Genomic DNA, 16955 nt, shown 5'->3' with positions numbered 1-16955 from the left:
AGTGCGTGACGATCATATTGGCTAACCTCCTTTCTGTTTACTTTATAGTTCCATTATACCGGAACGTGTATTCCTCCACAACCCAACTGTTGAATTTATTTACATTCTAAAGCCTTGCTCATTCATCCTCACTTTCATCCCACCTCTGAAGAAGTGGGCTTTCCCGTTCGGAAAGATCTGTAAAAAGCACTCCTGACCATCCGGACAGGAGTGACTTATTAAGTCCACAACCACTTCCAAATTTCTTTTGGGGTGGCGTTTTTTCCATACATCAAGATGCCGACTTTGAAGATTTTTCCGGCTGCTTTCATGGCTAGCCAAATGGAGATCAATAGGACAACAAGTGCGATTATGATTTCGATCCAGGGCCATTCCTCCAGCATGGTAAGACGTATTAGTAACACGCCCGGGGTTGTAAAAGGAATAAAGGTCAGCACCTTTGCAATCACGCCACTTGGGTCCGTAATAATCGGTCCCATAAATATAAAAGGAATGAAAGGGATCATCATGACAATGCCTTGAAAATTGCTAGTGGAGCTCATGTCTTCAACGGTTGCTCCCATCCCAACAAATATGGCGGAGAATAGCAAATATCCGGCTAAGGCAATCACCAATAAAACCGCCAATTCTGGCACGAATAAATATTCTATGATTGGAAAATCAATTTTCCATAAAGCGATGGGGAGGAGAAAAGCAAGCCATACTGCCACTTGTGTAATCCCTAAAATAAAATAGCCGATAATTTTTCCCTGCATCAGATCTGTCGGCGTGATCGACGATAAAATAATTTCCGCTACCTTTTCTTTTTTCTCCTGTGAAGCAGAGGTAAAAATCATCATGCCAGTAATGACGATTGAGAAAAGAATAATGCCGGCGGCGATGCCAGGAACTATATGGTCAAAGGATTCACCCTCTGCTTCTCCCGACTCTTCCTTTGCTGCCGAAGAGGTGTCCGTTGTCTCGATCGGTTCCAATGATACCCCCTTTCCAATCACTTCCACCTGTTTATCCGTTAAATCCATCCGCTCTAATTGCAATTGACGCAAAGGCGTTTCAAGGATTGATGCCTCATAAAGAAAATCCTCCTCCACATCCTCATTTAGATAGACTGGGATTTTTCCATTCTCTAGTCCAGCTGCCGTTAAAGCAATATAAGCTGTGTTTTCCTCTTCCCTCACTTTCTCTGCCATCGCCGCTTCATCTAAATCGGTTTGATGCAAATTCCAATTCAACTCCGATGCAGCAACCATTTCCTCTACTTGTCCATAGACATTTAATTCATCTAGAATATAAACTTGAGTTGTCTCTTTATCAGAATTAAAAAGAGTAGGAATAAACGCAAATAACATAAAAATAATCGGTGTAATGATCAAAGAAATAATAAACGATTTATTTTTCATATTGCGTCTAATTTCCCATTTGGCCACCTTCCAGCTATTTCGCATCATGAGCGCCTCCTTCCTGAATATCTTGACCTACGTGTCGATCTGTTGCCACATCGATAAAAATTTCATGTAAAGATATGCGATCAATCGATAACTCTTGAATATTCAGATTTTCTGGAAGCTGCCTTAACCATGATGGAACATGGACGTCTGGAGTTAAATAAAGCACTACCACATCAGCCGTTGCTTCAACTCGTTGTACCTCCACGAGCCGCTCCAATACCCGCACATCATTTTTCCCACGAATCGTACATTTAAAATTAGCATATTGATTTTTTACATCTTCTAATGATCCATAAATCACTTTTTGCCCCCGATGGATCATAAATAAGCGATCACAAACCTCTTCCACCATATTCATTTGATGGGAAGATAGTAAAATGGCTGTACCATGATTGGCCAATTCCTGAATTTCTTTTTTGAACACCTCTTGGCTGACAGGATCCAACCCGGAGAAGGGTTCATCCAAAATCAGCAACTCCGGCTCGTGAATGATCGAACCGATAAATTGCACCTTTTGCCCCATTCCCTTTGATAATTCTTCAACAGAAACTTTTTCTTTTCCCTCAAGACCGAACTTCACTAAATAGTCCATCGCCCGCTGCCTAGCTTTTTTCAATGGATAATCCTTTAGTTCCGCCAAATATAAAATCATATCCATCACATTCACATTCTTATATAGACCACGTTCTTCTGGTAAATACCCAATTTTGTGACGAGGGATTTCCCCAGTTGGATGATTATGAAATTGAACCGTTCCCTCGTCTGGATACATAATCCCCATAATATTTCGAATCGTCGTCGATTTCCCCGCTCCATTCGGTCCAAGAATGGCCATAATTTCTCCCTTATGTACTTGAAAGGAGATATTTTGAATGATTTGTGACTGTTTAAAGGCTTTTCCCAAATCTTTTACGGTTAAAATTGGCATACCCATCCGTCCTTTCCATTCTCTTACTCTTTACGAATGAAATGATCTAAAGTTTCAGCTTTGAAAAAATTAGAATTATCTTATCATACTTTCCTGTAAGAAAAAGACACATCTCTTTAGAAATGTGCCTTCAAAATTTCCTATTTTCCTCTTATATCGATTCTTTAATTTTACGAATGTAATTGAAGCGAATGAAGAGAAAATAGATCAGTTGGATAGCGGTAAAGGTTCCCAGCACTGCGGCTGAACTCTTAAATAAATTAAAATTAAACATATGTTGGAGGGCTGTCAGAGCCACAGCTCCATGAATCACGGCCACAATAATCGGAACAAAGAACAGCAAAGCCAATTGGATCGTCAATATTTTTGATAACTCCTTATCCGTTAGGCCTATCTTTCCAATGGCGGAAAATTTCTGTTTCTCATCTCCTAAATCTGCATATAGACGGAAATATAAGAAACTTCCTGCTGCGACAAAAAAGACGGCACCGATAAATAAACCGATAAATAGAATGGCTCCGAACCCTTGATTCATATTATTCCAATCATATCCTAGAGAAGAAAACCGAAATTGTCCATCTGGGCTATATCCACCAGTTTGCTCCAATCCCATTGTTTTTAAAATATTTTTACCTATATCTACTGTATCTTTCCAATCCTTCAAATAAAATCCATAATACGTTTGCGCTGTAAAATCTTTTATTTGCTTATAAACCTCATCATTCACAACAAGATAGTCTTCTTGAGTTCCGATCAAGTTCATGGACTGGATCGCCTTTTGTTGTACCGTTTGCCCTCCAATCTGATAACTTATTTTCTCTTGCATATCAGGCCTTTCTGCAAGAGCATTTTGAAAGTATAGCAAAATGGTCTCATTCTCTTGAAGTGTGACTTCTTTATCCATTTGTCCGGCTATTTCAGCTAAATGATTATATTCAGATTGCGAAACGATTCCCCACTCCACAGATTCTCCATCAGGAGTTTCTACGGATACATGTTTAATGGTGATGCTTGCTTTCTTATAATTTGTCGAAGTTAATTCTTTTTCAATCAGTTGGATATGCTTGTTTTCCTCTTGATTCCCTTGATTTGATACATATTCAAACGCAAAGGGCCTTCCCTCCGTCAGGGATGCTGTAAACATATAGCGAAAACCGACGAGGGTCCCAATCGCTGAAAAGGCTACAGTCGAGACGATCGCCACAAAGAAAAAAGCGCGAGCATTATCCTTCATGCGATAAGCGAGATCCGATAGAAGGACTAAATTTGTTTTTTTCCAGAAAATACTCTTTCGTTTCTTTAACCGATTAATAGTAAAAACACTGAGCTGGGTAAACAGGAAATACGTGCCGATAATAACAAGAATAGTCACCGGAATCATCGCGATCACAACTTGCAACTCATGAACGACCAAGGCAATCGTATACCCAACAGCAAGCAGAAGAGCCGCCAAAATAGAGAGGATAATCGAGGCCTTTGGTTCTTTCTTCGGAGCTGTGCTCCCTTTAATTAAATCGATTAATTTATTTCCTTTTAAAATCGAGACCGTAAAAAAGGAAATGACAATAAACAAAATCAAAAAGGCACTAAAGGTTAACAGCATCGCTTGCCACGGTAAGTAAAAAGGCAAGGTCTCCTCCAGACTCAAAAGACTTTCCGCCGCCATCAAAATTAATTTAGCAAATACAAGACCAATGGCAATTCCTGAGACAGTAGCAGAAAATCCGATTAAGACATTTTCTAAAAAGACCATCAGGCGTAGTTGTTGATTCGTCATCCCCAACATGACCATTAGTCCAAATTCCTTTTTTCGTGAGTTCAAAAAAGCACTCATGGATATCAGGACAAAAATAAAGGAAAACACATAAATAATTGCCTCAGCAAAATGCAAGCCCACTGATACATTAGGATTAATTTTAGCCAATCCTGGATGAAAAGCGAAAATGGCATATACGAAAAATACTAAAACGGAAAATAAACTACTTAGAAAATAGGCCGCATAGATTCGCTTATTGCGGAAGACATTGTTAAACGCGAATTGACGAAAGGTCACTTGCATCCCCTCCCAACAGCGATAGTACGTCGATGATCTTCTGGAAAAAGGCTTGTCGATTCTCGCCACGGTGAATCTCATTGAATAATGTACCGTCTTTGATAAACACAACCCTTTCTGTATAGCTAGCTGCGATCGGATCATGAGTCACCATCATCATCGTTGTTTGATCTTCCTTATTCACTTTTTCCATCATTTCCATTGCCGCTCTTGATGCCTTGGAGTCTAAATTACCGGTTGGCTCATCGGCAAGCACCATTTTTGGATTATGAATGATGGCACGAGCAATCGCTGTCCTTTGCGCTTGTCCACCTGATATTTCATAAATTCGCTTTTTTAAAATAGAGGTAATCCCCAATTTCTCAGCCACATCCGCAGCTTTTTTGTTCATCTCTTTCACACTTGCCCCATCCAACGTTAAAGGCAGCACAATGTTTTCCTCCACCGTTAAGGTCGGCAGTAAATTAAAATCCTGAAAAATGAACCCTAATTGCCTCCTGCGAAATAGCGCAAGTTCATTATGTTTCATCCGCAATGGGTCCTTCCCATTCACCATAAGCGACCCAGATGTTGGCTGATCAATGGTCGCCACCATATTCAACAAGGTCGATTTCCCACTTCCAGAGGGTCCCATGATCCCAACAAATTCTCCTTCTTCAATGGTTAAATCAATATCAGATAATGCTTTATACGCCACTTTGCCATCATAAACTTTACTCAAGTTTTTTATTTTCAAAATTTCCAAATGAAAAACCCCTTTCTCTATTAACTATAGTGTAAGAGAAAAAGGGCTATTTAAACCATCTCCATAGCTTTCATTTACCTTACATTTCTGTAATATTACCTTCAAAAATATAGTTTAACGCTTGTCCCCTCCCCTTGAACAGAGGAAATTTCAATCTTATGCCCTAGTTTTTCACATACTTCCTTTACTAAATACAAACCCATTCCGGTCGATTCCCGATACAAGCGGCCATTTTCTCCTGTAAAAAAGGGATTGAATACACGCTTTATATCCGTTTTTGGAATCCCCACACCATTATCCTGAACCGTCACGATCGTTTCAAGCTGATTCTTCGTTTCAAAAATCACTACCTTTTGTGCTTTCCCTGCAGAATATTTTACCGCATTGGTAATAAGCTGACTAAAGATAAATTCCAACCATTTTTTATCTGATTCCACCATCGTCGCTGAAACCTTATTTTCAGGATAGACATGACTTTTTATAAAAAAACGTTTGTTTTCCCGGATCGCCTCTTCAATGACTTCTTTTAATGAGACAGGCTCTACTTGGAAATCTTGTTCAAACACTTCCAACCTCGCTGCATATAAGACCATTTCTAAGCCCTTTTCCAATTTATCTGTTTCTTCTCGAATACTTTCCAAATGCTCATCATCATTTTCTTGAGTGATTAATTCAATCACGGACAAGGGTGTTTTCATTTGATGAACCCATTGATTAATAAAGGCTAGGTGATCGCTCCTCCTTTTCTCCTGTTGAAGAAGATCATTCACGTACAGGCGATGCTGCTGTTTAAGTAACCCTGCCAACGCATTGGAAAGTGGCGTATCCTCTAATATCTCGAACGCTTCATCCATTTTCTCCAAAGACTTAGACATTCTTGTATAAAACTTCCGGTGACGGATGTATCGAAAAATTAAATAAAGGGAAAGAATAACAACGCCTAGGAAAAGAGAATAGAAGATTAATGAAAACTTACGATAACCATCCATCCAATAAACAAGCAAAACCACCATCATTTGTAAAATATTCATCATAATAAGCGGGAAATGGTCCTTTAAAAACAATTTCATGTTGAACGCTCCCAATTGGGGATTAGCCGATAACCAGCTCCTCTTACCGTTTCAATCGCATTATAAATGCCTAATTCTTGAAGCTTTTTCCGAATGCGTGTGACATTCACATTCAATGTATTTTCATCGACAAAGGTTTGGTCATCCCATAATTTTTCAAGGATCGCTTCTCGTGAGGCGACATGGGGCGAACGCTTCATCAACATTTCAAGCAGAATCGCTTCTTTTTTTGTCAGAGACGCAACGACCTCCCCTTTGGCGATTTCCATTCTTTCTACATAGAGAATTAAGCCTTCCAGTTTAACGATACGTTCCTTCCCCTTTGGTGCATATTCTCCGTAAGCCCGGCGCAGACTGCTGCGAATCTTTGCCATCACCACTTCATAGTGAAAAGGTTTCGTGATGAAATCATCGCCTCCATTTTCCAAGGCCATGACTTGATCCATCTCCCCTGATCGAGCCGAAATAAACAAAATCGGACAGGTGGAAATTTTTCGAATCTGCCGACACCAATAATACCCATCAAAGCTAGGTAAATTAATGTCTAACAACACTAATTCTGGTTGAACTTTTTTAAACAGATCGACAATAGCGTCAAACTGTTCTGCTATCACAGCTTCATAGCCATATTTTTCAAGATGATTTTGCAGCAGCCTCGCAATTTTCGGATCATCTTCTATGATTAAAATTTTCGCCATCTTCCATCATCCTTTTTACCACGATTATTTCTTTGCATTTTTCAAAGGCTTTTGCTTTGTATTCTCGATACTAAGGATTTGTTCCTCTTCACAATGGATCATATCATTTCCTAATATGGCTTGTCTTTCCCGATCAATTACACACATATCCTAGACCTCTATTACATTATACAAGGACATTTGGATGTGGGGTAAGACTTATCTAAGCAAAAAGTTTAAAACAAAGAACCGTATTTTTTCCATTTTGATATAATATGTTTTTAGTAAAGCGTGTCTCTTGAAAACTGTTTACCTTCTTCTACATTTTTGATATTCATATTGCAACGGCCTTTTTATGTTAGATCCATCTTTCATATTACCCTATTTAGGTGAGGAGAATGAACTGTGCAACCTTATACAGAGCAAGTCATCAGCATGATTAAAAGAATTCCGACTGGATATGTAGCTACTTACGGTCAAATTGCCCGCTTAGCAGGTAATCCTCGCGGGGCAAGGCAGGTCGCAAGAATCCTGCATTCGATGAGTAGAAAACACGGTCTCCCTTGGCATCGTGTCATCAACGCTAAAGGTGAAATCGCGGTAGGGGATCCTGAAACCGCCTTTACCCAGGCTGCTCTTCTTGAAGAGGAAGGAGTGGAACTCTCTAAAGAGAATAAGATAAACCTTGGTCATTACCAATGGGACCCAAAGGATATGGGTTCGGAATGGATGGAGGGATAATATTCATGCGGAATCAGAAAAGTCATCATTGATAGCTTGTCAGGATATGATCACTAAGTATAATGTCACTAATTTGTCAGACCTATCCACTTGCCAACCCTTCCCGTAACAGGGATGATGAAACTAGTATAGATATGGAGGTTCAAAATCGTGCGTACCTTTGTCTATTTCATTGTATTTTTATCCTTTTTTGATTTATTTACACAACTGCCTATCATGACGCCATTTGCTACATCCTTAGGTGCTTCCTCCCTTTTAACAGGACTTGCTGTTGGAATGTATTCTTTTTCCAATACGATTGGGAATGTTGCATCCGGATTTATGACAGATAAAAAAGGGCCATTTGCGTTATTAGTCTCAGGTTTATTACTAACAGGTGTGATGCTTCTTGGCTATTCTCTTGCTTTTAATGCATGGATTTTATTGGTTATCCGTTTCTTACACGGATTTACAGGTGGTTTAATTGTACCGGCAGCGTTTACCTATTTGGCAAACTCAACCGCTAGGGAAAAGAAAGGAAAAGGGGCTGCCCTTTCAGGTGCTTTTGTTGGCTTGGCCGCGGTGATCGGACCTGCGTTCAGCGGCATTGTTTCCAATAAAACAAGTGAAGTAACCGTACTCTCCATCACCGCCATCTTTATGTTTCTACTCGGCCTGCTTGCCCTTCTCTTTCTACGTACTAAGACGATTATACCAAAAGAGAAAACCAAAAAAGAAGCGATTTCCGTCCGCATCTTCTTCCAGAACCCACTTATAATGAAAACCTTTCTAGGCGCCCTCTTTTTGATGTTTTCTCAAGGAGTTGTCGCCTATATGCTTCCTTTAAAGGTATTGGAATTAGGCGGAAATACTCAAACAAGTGGACTACTGATGAGCACATTTGGATTCGTCGCTATTCTCGTTTTTGTGCTTCCGACCAATAATTTATTTGATCAACTGAAACCATTGAATACGGCTGTTTTTGGTCTATCGTTAATGGGCATTAGCATGTTTCTTATTGGTCTTGCGCCAAGCATTCTGTCACTCTATTTGATTATGGGTGGGTATGGGATCGGATTTGCCTTTTTATTCCCATCTCTGAACTCTTTATTAATTGAGGCAACGGATGAATCATATCGTGGAAAAGCCTATGGTTACTTTTATGCCTTCTTTTCCATTGGTGTCGTGATCGGTTCAGGAGTAACGGGACTTTTGGCGTTTTCCGCAAACGGAGGGTTCCTCTTTACAGGCATTTTACTCTTACTTGGAGCATTATATTTATTTTATAACAGAAAAAAGGCCCTACCCGTATAATATTTGTTTTGAATATTCCTTACAAAAGAGCCATTAATTGAATGGTTCTTTTGTTGTTTTTGGATGAGTGGATGAGTTTCATAGAAAAACTCCGCCGATGATAAGGACTTTTTTGCCAATCTGTCCCAACTCCCGATTGCCCCACAGTTTTATGCTCGTGCAATTTTTTACATATAGTACCTTGCAATGAACAATACTTAATGTTATATTGTATATACAGGTACTATACATTAAACAATAGTGGAGTGTTGACAATTGAATGTTCAGTTTAAAAAAGGGGTTCTAGAGCTTTGTGTCCTTGTCCTGCTCGATAAGCAAGACCGCTATGGATATGAACTCGTTCAAAAAATTTCTGACCAAATTGAAATATCGGAAGGGTCCGTCTATCCCCTGCTGAGGAGATTGACAAAAGAAGGGTATTTTACAACGTATCTACGCGAATCATCTGAAGGCCCATCACGTAAATACTATAAACTAACGGAACAGGGACGGGAATATTTAAACAAACTTGTTGCAGAATGGAGACAATTTTCCAAAGGGGTCGATCAAATCATTGAGGAGGGGATGGCCCATGAATAAACAAGAGTTTTTATTAGAATTAGAACGATATTTACGTTCACTGTCTACAATTGAGAAAAATGATATCTTACAAGATTATGAAGATCATTTCGCTTTCGGAACAGAGGAAGGTAAATCAGAGGAGGAAATCTCCAAGGCTCTCGGTTCGCCTAAACAATTAGCGAGAGAAATTCTCGCCGATTATCATATCGAAAAAATGGAAACAAGCAAATCGACAGGAAATATCTTTCGAGCTGTCTGGTCTGTCATCGGACTAGGTTTTATTAATCTTGTATTAGTTCTTGGGCCCTTTCTCGCTTTAGTCGGTTTATTATTTGGAGGATGGGCAATTGGAGTTTCTTTTTCCCTTAGCCCAATATTGGTGTTGATAAGCGCCTTATTTAATCCAGGAACATTCCAGTGGTTTGATCTATTTTTCTCCCTGGCTCTTTCTGGTCTTGGCTTTTTCATTTCTTTGGGCATGTATCATGTATCGATCGGATTCAAATATCTTCTCCTCCGCTATTTGAAATATAATGTATCTGTTGTGAAAGGTGGGAAATAACATGGACAAGAAACTCTCGATTGCTGCTTTTATTCTACTTATAGTCGGTGTAATCGGCAGTATCGCAACATTTGCGTCAACAAATAAGAAGGCGGCATCCATTTCCACAGATATTAGTGACTTATCGTTTACCTCTATTCATATCGATGTAGATAACATAGATGCTGTACTTCTTCCTGCTCAAGAGCAAGCTAGAGTGGAAGTCGTTGGCCAAAATGCGCAAAAAAGAAGCGACAAGCTTACAATCGATCTGCAAGAGGATACCTTGACGATTCATTCCCATTTAAACAATAAAAAGTGGTTCTCCTTTGGCTTTGACCCCTCTCCCAAATTAAAAATATATGTGCCAGAAAAGGAGTATAAAACCATTCAACTGAAGGGAAAAACAGGCGATCTGTATGTTGAGGAAATAATTGGAAAGGAAATGGAGCTTATCGCAGACACTGGAGATGTTGTAGGGGAAAATCTTACATTTGACGATGTTTCTGTAAAGACATCTACTGGTGATATCCATTTAGATTCCATTGTAGCTAACACGAGCATGGAATCAAAAAACGGGGATGTCGTACTTTCCGATATAAAAGCTAATACGGTTACGGCAAAAACAAAAACAGGGAACATTTCTTTCAAAAAGGTATCCGGAGAAATACAAGCAGAAACCCAAAATGGCGACTTCGTTGTACGTAATGAGCAAATAAACGAGCCGATTACTGCGAAAACAAGTTCCGGTGATATTTCGATAAACGCAAAGGAATATCCTGAAAATGTTCAGTTTGATACCGCCACAAAATTCGGGGACATCCTCATCTTTGGCAATAAGAAACAAATCATCAATAACCAAAACCCTGGGACCCTGATCCAACTGGAAACAAGCAGTGGGGATATTGTGGTCAGGAAGAAATAGCGTAAATGGAGTGCGGAAATCAATTTCCGCACTCTTCTCATAAATAGGATCCATTACTTTCCATCCTGCCTACCCATAACTCCAACAAGGCATAGTATTGACTTAGGTGGGAATGGATTTCTTTGGCGATTTCCTCATTATAGGTATGAACAGTCAAATTACGGTCATTGACCATCTGTAGACCGAGGATTGCTTCCTCTTCATCCAATATCTTGACTTCCCTGCAACTTCGAATCACTGCTTTCGGAGAGCCTACATCTATTCCCTCTATATCATAAAGATACTGCTTCCCCACTTTCCAACAGGCCTCAAAGGTAAATTCAAATCTCTGAATACAGGCATCCCGTTCCACATCACTTGGATTTTCGATGACGATTAATTTTTTGAAGGCAGCTAATGCTTGATTGGCGGCTGCTATGCGTTCTAGAAGTCTTGCCATACAATCCCCTCCCTTTTCACATTTTCAACAAGCTTTGGATTGGCTTTTTTTAGATGGACAATATCTACATGATAGGGAATCGTGGATTCCTCTACCTTGTCATGGAGTTCCAGCCACTTTTCCGGAGAAAGATCGTCATCGATTGAATGAATGGCAATATCAATGTCTGAACTTGCTTTTTCTTCATGGCGCGCCCAAGATCCAAACAAATATACTTGTACATTTTCGCCATCAAGCACGCCTATCACAATGTCTTTTAACTGATTTAATATCTGCTCCCGTTGTTCACTCACCGTCCTTCATTCTCCCTTCCACCAAAACTCCATCTACACAGATCATCTTCATATGATACTGAATCACCTTTATGATCCGCTCCTTCTGCATCCTTTGTGGCTCTAATAAAGCATGGAGCGCAAGTCCATCAATAAGAGCATACAATCTTTCCGTTTCCATCTCAATGTCTAGCTTAGGCGCTAATACTTGGTGTTCCTGTAAATACAGCAGCAAGCTCTTCATTCCCTTAAAAATTTCATCCTTTTTTGCTTCGAAAATATCTTCCTTATGCCTAGTATAGAAAACATAAGCAAACCACACTTCCATCTCGGCCATTGTTTCTGGATTCACGGGGACAACCTCCAGTAGAATGGCCATTACTTTTTCAAAAGGAGGCAGCCCACTATAAGCAATTTTATTGATGCGTTCGGTCGCATTTTCCTTGACTAATTTCATCGCATACACAAATAACTCATCTTGCGACGAAAAATAATAACGCAACGCACCTAAGGATAGTCCCGCCTCCTTCGCAATATTTCGAACAGTGGCTCCCTCCATTCCTTGTTCTAAAATAACCTTCCATGTCGCTTCGGCAATTTGTTTTTTTCTATTTTCATGATCAACTATTTTTGGCATACTGCTATTTTAGCAAAAATATTTTAAAAAATACAGTTGTATCAAAACGGAAATCATGATATATTTTAACCCTAATTCATACAGTTGTATTGAAAAGAGGGATGAAGATTGAATTTTGTCGCTTGGATGATTGTTGCCGCTGAGATTGGCTTTTGGGTTGTGATTATACTTGGATTTATCACAAGATATCTTTTAAAAAAAGAAAAATTAGGGTTTTTCTTCCTAGCCCTAACACCTGTCATTGATCTCATCTTATTGGCAACAACCAGTATTGATTTATATCACGGAGCCATTGCCACCCAAGCCCATGGACTCGCAGCCATTTATATTGGGATTTCATTAGCCTTTGGAAAAAGTATGATTCGGTGGGCTGATGAGCGATTCCGTTATTATATTATGAAACAAGGACCCAAACCACTTAAGCGTTATGGAATGGATTATGCCAAGCATTATTTTAAAAGTTGGGGACAGCATGTCGTCGCTTATCTGATTGGGAGTGCCTTTTTGCTTGGTCTTATCTTTTTTATTCAAGATCCATCACGCACAGAAGTATTGGATGGTTTTTGGAAACTATGGTCACTTGTGCTGGGGATTGACTTCTTAATCGCCCTTTCTAATTTTATCTGGCCGAAAAAGGGGAAAGCTTAATGAAAAAACCTCTCAAGGAAATAATAATTTAAGCAAAAAGGAAAGAGCTTCGCTATCACTCACGAAGCTCATCAAATTGCCTTGAACCAACTTTCTTTACAAAGAGTAAAAATAATCAACAGCAAGCAAAACCAGGATAAAAGCAAAATTAGGGATGGCAATGAAAAGGAAATTTTTCACCCAATTTATCCTCTCTTCTCTTGAGTCCCTCGATTCCGAGGCATAATTAGCCCGGACTCTATCTCCTCCCGCAAGCGCGCCAGTAAACAGACCGGCTAAAAGGAGCGGAATGAGTACGACAACACCGGAAATTTTAAGGACTAACATCCAATCGTTTGTAACAAATCCAATAATAAGCGAAATAATCGCAAGCAAAATACCTAGGCTTAAAAATTTATTCATTGAGAACCCCTCCTAACTTATATAGATGTACAACCCTTCTATAAATTCTCATAAATAAGGCATTTTTTGTTCCCTATAACGAAAAACTGTCACTTCATCTAATGTAAATAGTATGCAACTAATCAAATAAAATGTGGGTCTATATTATTCATCCTAACTATTTCCATTGATAACTTTTTGCTTGCCAACCTTACTTGAGGCACCCTCATTTTTTAATGGTTTTTCTATAAACCTTTTATTGGCAAACCCTTTGCGTTTCTTTATTATTTAACTTTAATCTTCCCTGTAAAATTAGGGGATTATTTTTGATTACATTTATTTGCAAGAATAACAAATATAAATTAGTAATCCTTGAACACTCTCCAAATAATTGTAAAAAGGGGAAAACACTCTGAAACTAAACTTTCTCTAGTTTAAGAATGTTTTCCCTTTTCAAGAAATGCTAAACACTTAAATTCTTTCTCCATACCACTCTAACATTCGAATTATTAGTTTAATTCAGATGCAACTCTCTCGATAGATTATAATCTGAATATTTAACCCATTCTACAAAAATTTAATCAATTCCTGCTAATTCCTGCTTTTTTTTAAAAGTTAGTAATAAAGAACTACTTTTTAAACTAAATTCTAAAAATAATAATAATGATCTCTTTATAATAAATGATCATTTAAAAAATGAAATAACCGGCTTGAATTATTAATAAAGTAATCTCTAGCAGTATAAAGTTTCATATGAGCATTTTAATCCCAAGGGTCTCATTCACATGCCTCTAACAGTAAATCCACAATATGCACCACACGCACTTTTTCACTTAAACCTTCCCGTTCAATCCCCAGTTTCATTTGCAATAGGCAACCCGGGTTGGCTGTCACAATCGTTCGCGCCTGTGTTGCATTTACTTTTTCCATTTTATGATCTAGAATTTGCATCGACATGTCTGGTTGAACAAGATTATAAATGCCCGCTGACCCACAGCAACTATCCGCTTTTTCCATTTCACGGTACTCCGCTCCAGTGATGGCCTGTATTAAGGAACGGGGGGCTTCCGCTGTTTTCATTACATTCCGCAAGTGGCAGGAATCCTGATAAGTAACCACCTGCTCCTCAATTTCAAGTGGAACTCGTTGATGAAAATCCAGTTCGTATAAAATCTGTGAAATATCCTTCATTCTCGCACTGAACTCACGAGCGCGTTGTGCATACATAGGATCATCTTTTAGCAGATGTCTATAATCGATTAAAAAGGCGCCGCAACCACCCGCATTGACGATAATATAATCAGCTTTTGTTTGTTCAAAGGCCTCGATATTTCTCCTCGCCAATGCCTTCGCCTTTTCCTTTTCCCCGCTATGCCCATGTAAAGCGCCGCAACAACCTTGCCCTTCTGGAATCACAATCTCACAGCCTGCTTTTTGTAATAGTTTCATCGTTGCGTTATTCGTTTTTAAAAACATCGTATCCATCAGACAGCCAGAGAAAAAGGCGACTTTCGCGGAAGGCTTCCCTGTTGCAGCCACTTTCTGCGGACGGTTTTTCATTGTCCGCCGCTTCGGTACCTCGGGCAAAGCACGCTCCATTTGCCGCAAACTCTCCGGAAACAACTTCATAAAGCCAATTTTTCGAGCGACAGCTTGCAGGCCGCTTTTTTGGTAAAAACCAAGCAATCCTACTGCTTGAACCATCCGCTTTTGATCGGGGAATAACCCATCGAACACGGTCTTGCGGACCGCCTTCACGGCCATGGAATGGGGATGATATTCATTAAAAATATCCCTTGCTTCCTCCAATAAATGCCCGTATTGCACCCCTGCTGGACAAACCGGCTCACACGCTCGGCAACCTAAACAAACATGTAACGAATGCTCAACCTCTTCATCTGGGGCAATCATACCATCATAAACTGCCTTCATTAGCGCGATCCGTCCGCGCGGGGAATGGGTTTCATCAAACCCTGTTTCAATATAAGTCGGACATGCTGGCAGGCAAAAGCCACAGCGCATACAATTCAGCAATTCCGATTCATCCATTCTTTCTTGAAATGCCTGCTGAATCCCCTTTTGCCGGATTGTCATCTCCATCATTTTGACACCACCAATCGTTTGCGCGCATTTTCTGTAAAAACTTTCCCTGGGTTCAAAATTCCAACAGGATCCAATGCCTGCTTAATGGCCTTCATCACCGCAATACCTGAGGCTCCTACCTTCCATTCCAAATACGGCGCTTTTACCATTCCAACTCCATGCTCTCCTGTAATCGTACCACCTAATTGAATGGCCTGATCGAAAATATCGGCAAAAGCCGCCTCTACTCTCTCCATTTCATCCTGATTGCGCACATCGGTTGGACAGGTCGGATGCAAATTTCCATCACCCGCATGACCAAACGTGCAAACTTTCACCTGATGCTTCTCCGCAATCTCATTAATCGCTTTCACCATATTCGCAATCTCGGAACGCGGGACGGTCGCATCCTCCAAGATCGTGGTTGGCTTTAATCTAGCTAGTGCGGACAAGGCCGCACGCCTGGCCGTCGTCAACGCCTCTGCTTCTTGAGTGCTTGCTGCAATTTGCACAGATGCCGCTCCTGCTTCTGCACAGATCGCCGCCATTTTTTCCACATCCCTTGCTACAACCTCTTCCGGACCATCCTGCTCTATTAACAGCACCGCCTCAACATCGGTTGGTAAACCAATTTGTGAAAAATCCTCCACCGCTTGCAAAGTCGGCTGATCCAAAAATTCCAAAGTAGCGGGAATAATTTGCGCTGCAATAATTTTCGAGACAGATTGGGCGGCCGCATCGATATTTTCATAGAGTGCTAACATCGTTTTTTTTGTCTCAGGTTTTGGTATGAGCTTTAACGTAGCTTCCGTGATAATCGCTAATGTTCCCTCCGATCCCACCAACAATTGGGTTAGATTATAGCCTGCGACATCCTTCGCTAATTTTCCTCTCGTTCGAATAACCTCACCATTCGCCAAAACCGCTTCCAAGCCCATCACATAATCAGCGGTTACCCCATATTTCAAACCACGAAGGCCACCGGAATTTTCATTAATATTGCCACCAATAGTGGAGATTTTCATCGAACTTGGATCCGGGGGATAGAATAAGCCCGTTTGCTCAACCGTTTCAATCAAATCCTGTGTAATCACTCCCGGCTGAACGGTCACGGTTAAGTTTTCCTCATCCACCTCAAGAATCCGATTCATATGTTTAAATAAAAGCACAACGCCACCTTGGATGGGTACGGTGCCTGCACATAAATTCGACCCAGAGCCACGGGGCACAATCGGAATTTTCTCCTCTTGGCAAACGTTTACAATTCCCACGACCTGTTCTGTCGTCCGAGGGGCAAGCACAAGATCAGGCAGCGCTTGAACATTCGGTGTCGCATCATAGGAATATACAAGTCTCTCAGCTTGTGAATCCATGATATTTTCTTTCCCAACAATGGCGGCCAACTTTTCCTTTATCGCATCCGATACCATTTATACTCACTCTTTCCTAGTTTTCTATCTATTAGCATAAAAAATTCCCCATCTTTTTTCTATAGATAGATCTGCAAAATGATC

Annotated in this window: 19 protein-coding genes; 6 read left to right on the top strand and 13 right to left on the bottom strand. The window is 40.1% G+C overall.

Going from position 1 to position 16955, the window contains the following annotated elements; translation table 11 throughout:
* Window positions 1–218 precede the first annotated feature (218 nt).
* The 7 genes from MUB24_RS04305 to MUB24_RS23185 all read right to left on the bottom strand — a co-directional run bounded on the left by MUB24_RS04305 (window position 219) and on the right by MUB24_RS23185 (window position 7089).
* Window positions 219–1445 (bottom strand): ABC transporter permease, encoded by a 1227-nt coding sequence (locus tag MUB24_RS04305; RefSeq protein WP_244701699.1) that lies wholly within the window; start codon window positions 1443–1445, stop codon window positions 219–221.
* Window positions 1435–2382, bottom strand: coding sequence for an ABC transporter ATP-binding protein (locus tag MUB24_RS04300; protein WP_244701697.1), 948 nt, complete (start codon window positions 2380–2382; stop codon window positions 1435–1437). Before MUB24_RS04300 ends, MUB24_RS04305 begins: the two co-directional genes overlap by 11 nt.
* A gap of 145 nt (window positions 2383–2527) precedes the next feature.
* Window positions 2528–4429, bottom strand: coding sequence for an ABC transporter permease (locus MUB24_RS04295; RefSeq protein ID WP_244701695.1), 1902 nt, complete (start codon window positions 4427–4429; stop codon window positions 2528–2530).
* On the bottom strand, window positions 4404–5174 hold the full coding sequence (locus tag MUB24_RS04290; protein WP_244701693.1) for an ABC transporter ATP-binding protein: 771 nt from the start codon (window positions 5172–5174) through the stop codon (window positions 4404–4406). Before MUB24_RS04290 ends, MUB24_RS04295 begins: the two co-directional genes overlap by 26 nt.
* 101 nt (window positions 5175–5275) lie before the next feature.
* Entirely contained in the window at window positions 5276–6244 is a 969-nt protein-coding gene (locus MUB24_RS04285; RefSeq protein WP_244701691.1) for a sensor histidine kinase, read from the bottom strand.
* The gene (locus MUB24_RS04280) at window positions 6241–6942 is read right to left on the bottom strand and encodes a response regulator transcription factor (RefSeq protein WP_244701689.1); all 702 of its coding nucleotides are present in this window, start codon (window positions 6940–6942) and stop codon (window positions 6241–6243) included. Before MUB24_RS04280 ends, MUB24_RS04285 begins: the two co-directional genes overlap by 4 nt.
* Window positions 6943–6966: 24 nt before the next feature.
* Window positions 6967–7089, bottom strand: coding sequence for a hypothetical protein (locus tag MUB24_RS23185; protein WP_280516861.1), 123 nt, complete (start codon window positions 7087–7089; stop codon window positions 6967–6969).
* Between the two features lie 237 nt (window positions 7090–7326).
* On the opposite strand from MUB24_RS23185, the gene MUB24_RS04275 reads away from it, so the two are divergent.
* From MUB24_RS04275 to MUB24_RS04255, 5 genes are all read left to right on the top strand, one after another.
* On the top strand, window positions 7327–7662 hold the full coding sequence (locus tag MUB24_RS04275; protein WP_244701687.1) for an MGMT family protein: 336 nt from the start codon (window positions 7327–7329) through the stop codon (window positions 7660–7662).
* Window positions 7663–7812: 150 nt separating this feature from the next.
* Window positions 7813–8955: an MFS transporter gene (locus MUB24_RS04270; protein WP_244701684.1), complete on the top strand. Its 1143-nt coding sequence runs from the start codon at window positions 7813–7815 to the stop codon at window positions 8953–8955.
* 255 nt (window positions 8956–9210) lie between these two features.
* Window positions 9211–9534, top strand: coding sequence for a PadR family transcriptional regulator (locus MUB24_RS04265; protein ID WP_244701681.1), 324 nt, complete (start codon window positions 9211–9213; stop codon window positions 9532–9534).
* Entirely contained in the window at window positions 9527–10078 is a 552-nt protein-coding gene (locus MUB24_RS04260; protein WP_244701678.1) for a DUF1700 domain-containing protein, read from the top strand. The genes MUB24_RS04265 and MUB24_RS04260 overlap by 8 nt, the downstream gene beginning before the upstream one ends.
* Before the next feature lies 1 nt (window position 10079).
* On the top strand, window positions 10080–10982 hold the full coding sequence (locus MUB24_RS04255) for a DUF4097 family beta strand repeat-containing protein (protein WP_244701675.1): 903 nt from the start codon (window positions 10080–10082) through the stop codon (window positions 10980–10982).
* Between the two features lie 37 nt (window positions 10983–11019).
* Here the strand turns inward: MUB24_RS04255 and MUB24_RS04250 are convergent, their stop codons facing one another.
* The 3 genes from MUB24_RS04250 to MUB24_RS04240 are packed head-to-tail and all read right to left on the bottom strand — an operon-like array spanning window position 11020 to window position 12330.
* The gene (locus tag MUB24_RS04250; RefSeq protein WP_244701672.1) at window positions 11020–11421 is read right to left on the bottom strand and encodes an HI0074 family nucleotidyltransferase substrate-binding subunit; all 402 of its coding nucleotides are present in this window, start codon (window positions 11419–11421) and stop codon (window positions 11020–11022) included.
* Complete coding sequence (locus tag MUB24_RS04245) at window positions 11406–11714, bottom strand: nucleotidyltransferase family protein (protein ID WP_244701669.1); 309 nt, start codon at window positions 11712–11714, stop codon at window positions 11406–11408. The genes MUB24_RS04250 and MUB24_RS04245 overlap by 16 nt, the downstream gene beginning before the upstream one ends.
* Complete coding sequence (locus MUB24_RS04240) at window positions 11707–12330, bottom strand: TetR/AcrR family transcriptional regulator (RefSeq protein WP_244701666.1); 624 nt, start codon at window positions 12328–12330, stop codon at window positions 11707–11709. Before MUB24_RS04240 ends, MUB24_RS04245 begins: the two co-directional genes overlap by 8 nt.
* 108 nt (window positions 12331–12438) lie before the next feature.
* On the opposite strand from MUB24_RS04240, the gene MUB24_RS04235 reads away from it, so the two are divergent.
* The gene (locus tag MUB24_RS04235) at window positions 12439–12978 is read left to right on the top strand and encodes a hypothetical protein (protein ID WP_244701663.1); all 540 of its coding nucleotides are present in this window, start codon (window positions 12439–12441) and stop codon (window positions 12976–12978) included.
* 96 nt (window positions 12979–13074) lie between these two features.
* Here the strand turns inward: MUB24_RS04235 and MUB24_RS04230 are convergent, their stop codons facing one another.
* The 3 genes from MUB24_RS04230 to glcD all read right to left on the bottom strand — a co-directional run bounded on the left by MUB24_RS04230 (window position 13075) and on the right by glcD (window position 16871).
* On the bottom strand, window positions 13075–13380 hold the full coding sequence (locus MUB24_RS04230; RefSeq protein ID WP_244701661.1) for a DUF5316 domain-containing protein: 306 nt from the start codon (window positions 13378–13380) through the stop codon (window positions 13075–13077).
* A gap of 756 nt (window positions 13381–14136) precedes the next feature.
* Window positions 14137–15459 carry a (Fe-S)-binding protein gene (locus tag MUB24_RS04225; RefSeq protein ID WP_244701724.1) on the bottom strand — a complete coding sequence of 441 codons (1323 nt, stop codon included), beginning with the start codon at window positions 15457–15459 and terminating at the stop codon, window positions 14137–14139.
* Entirely contained in the window at window positions 15459–16871 is a 1413-nt protein-coding gene (gene glcD / locus MUB24_RS04220; RefSeq protein WP_244701658.1) for a glycolate oxidase subunit GlcD, read from the bottom strand. The genes MUB24_RS04225 and glcD overlap by 1 nt, the downstream gene beginning before the upstream one ends.
* Window positions 16872–16955: the final 84 nt, after the last annotated feature.

Origin of the sequence: Lederbergia sp. NSJ-179 (genome assembly GCF_022867885.1) — a bacterium.
Lineage (GTDB): Bacteria > Bacillota > Bacilli > Bacillales > Bacillaceae_C > Lederbergia.
Note: the sequence above shows the minus strand (reverse complement) of the source record. Positions and strands in the feature narration are given on the sequence as shown.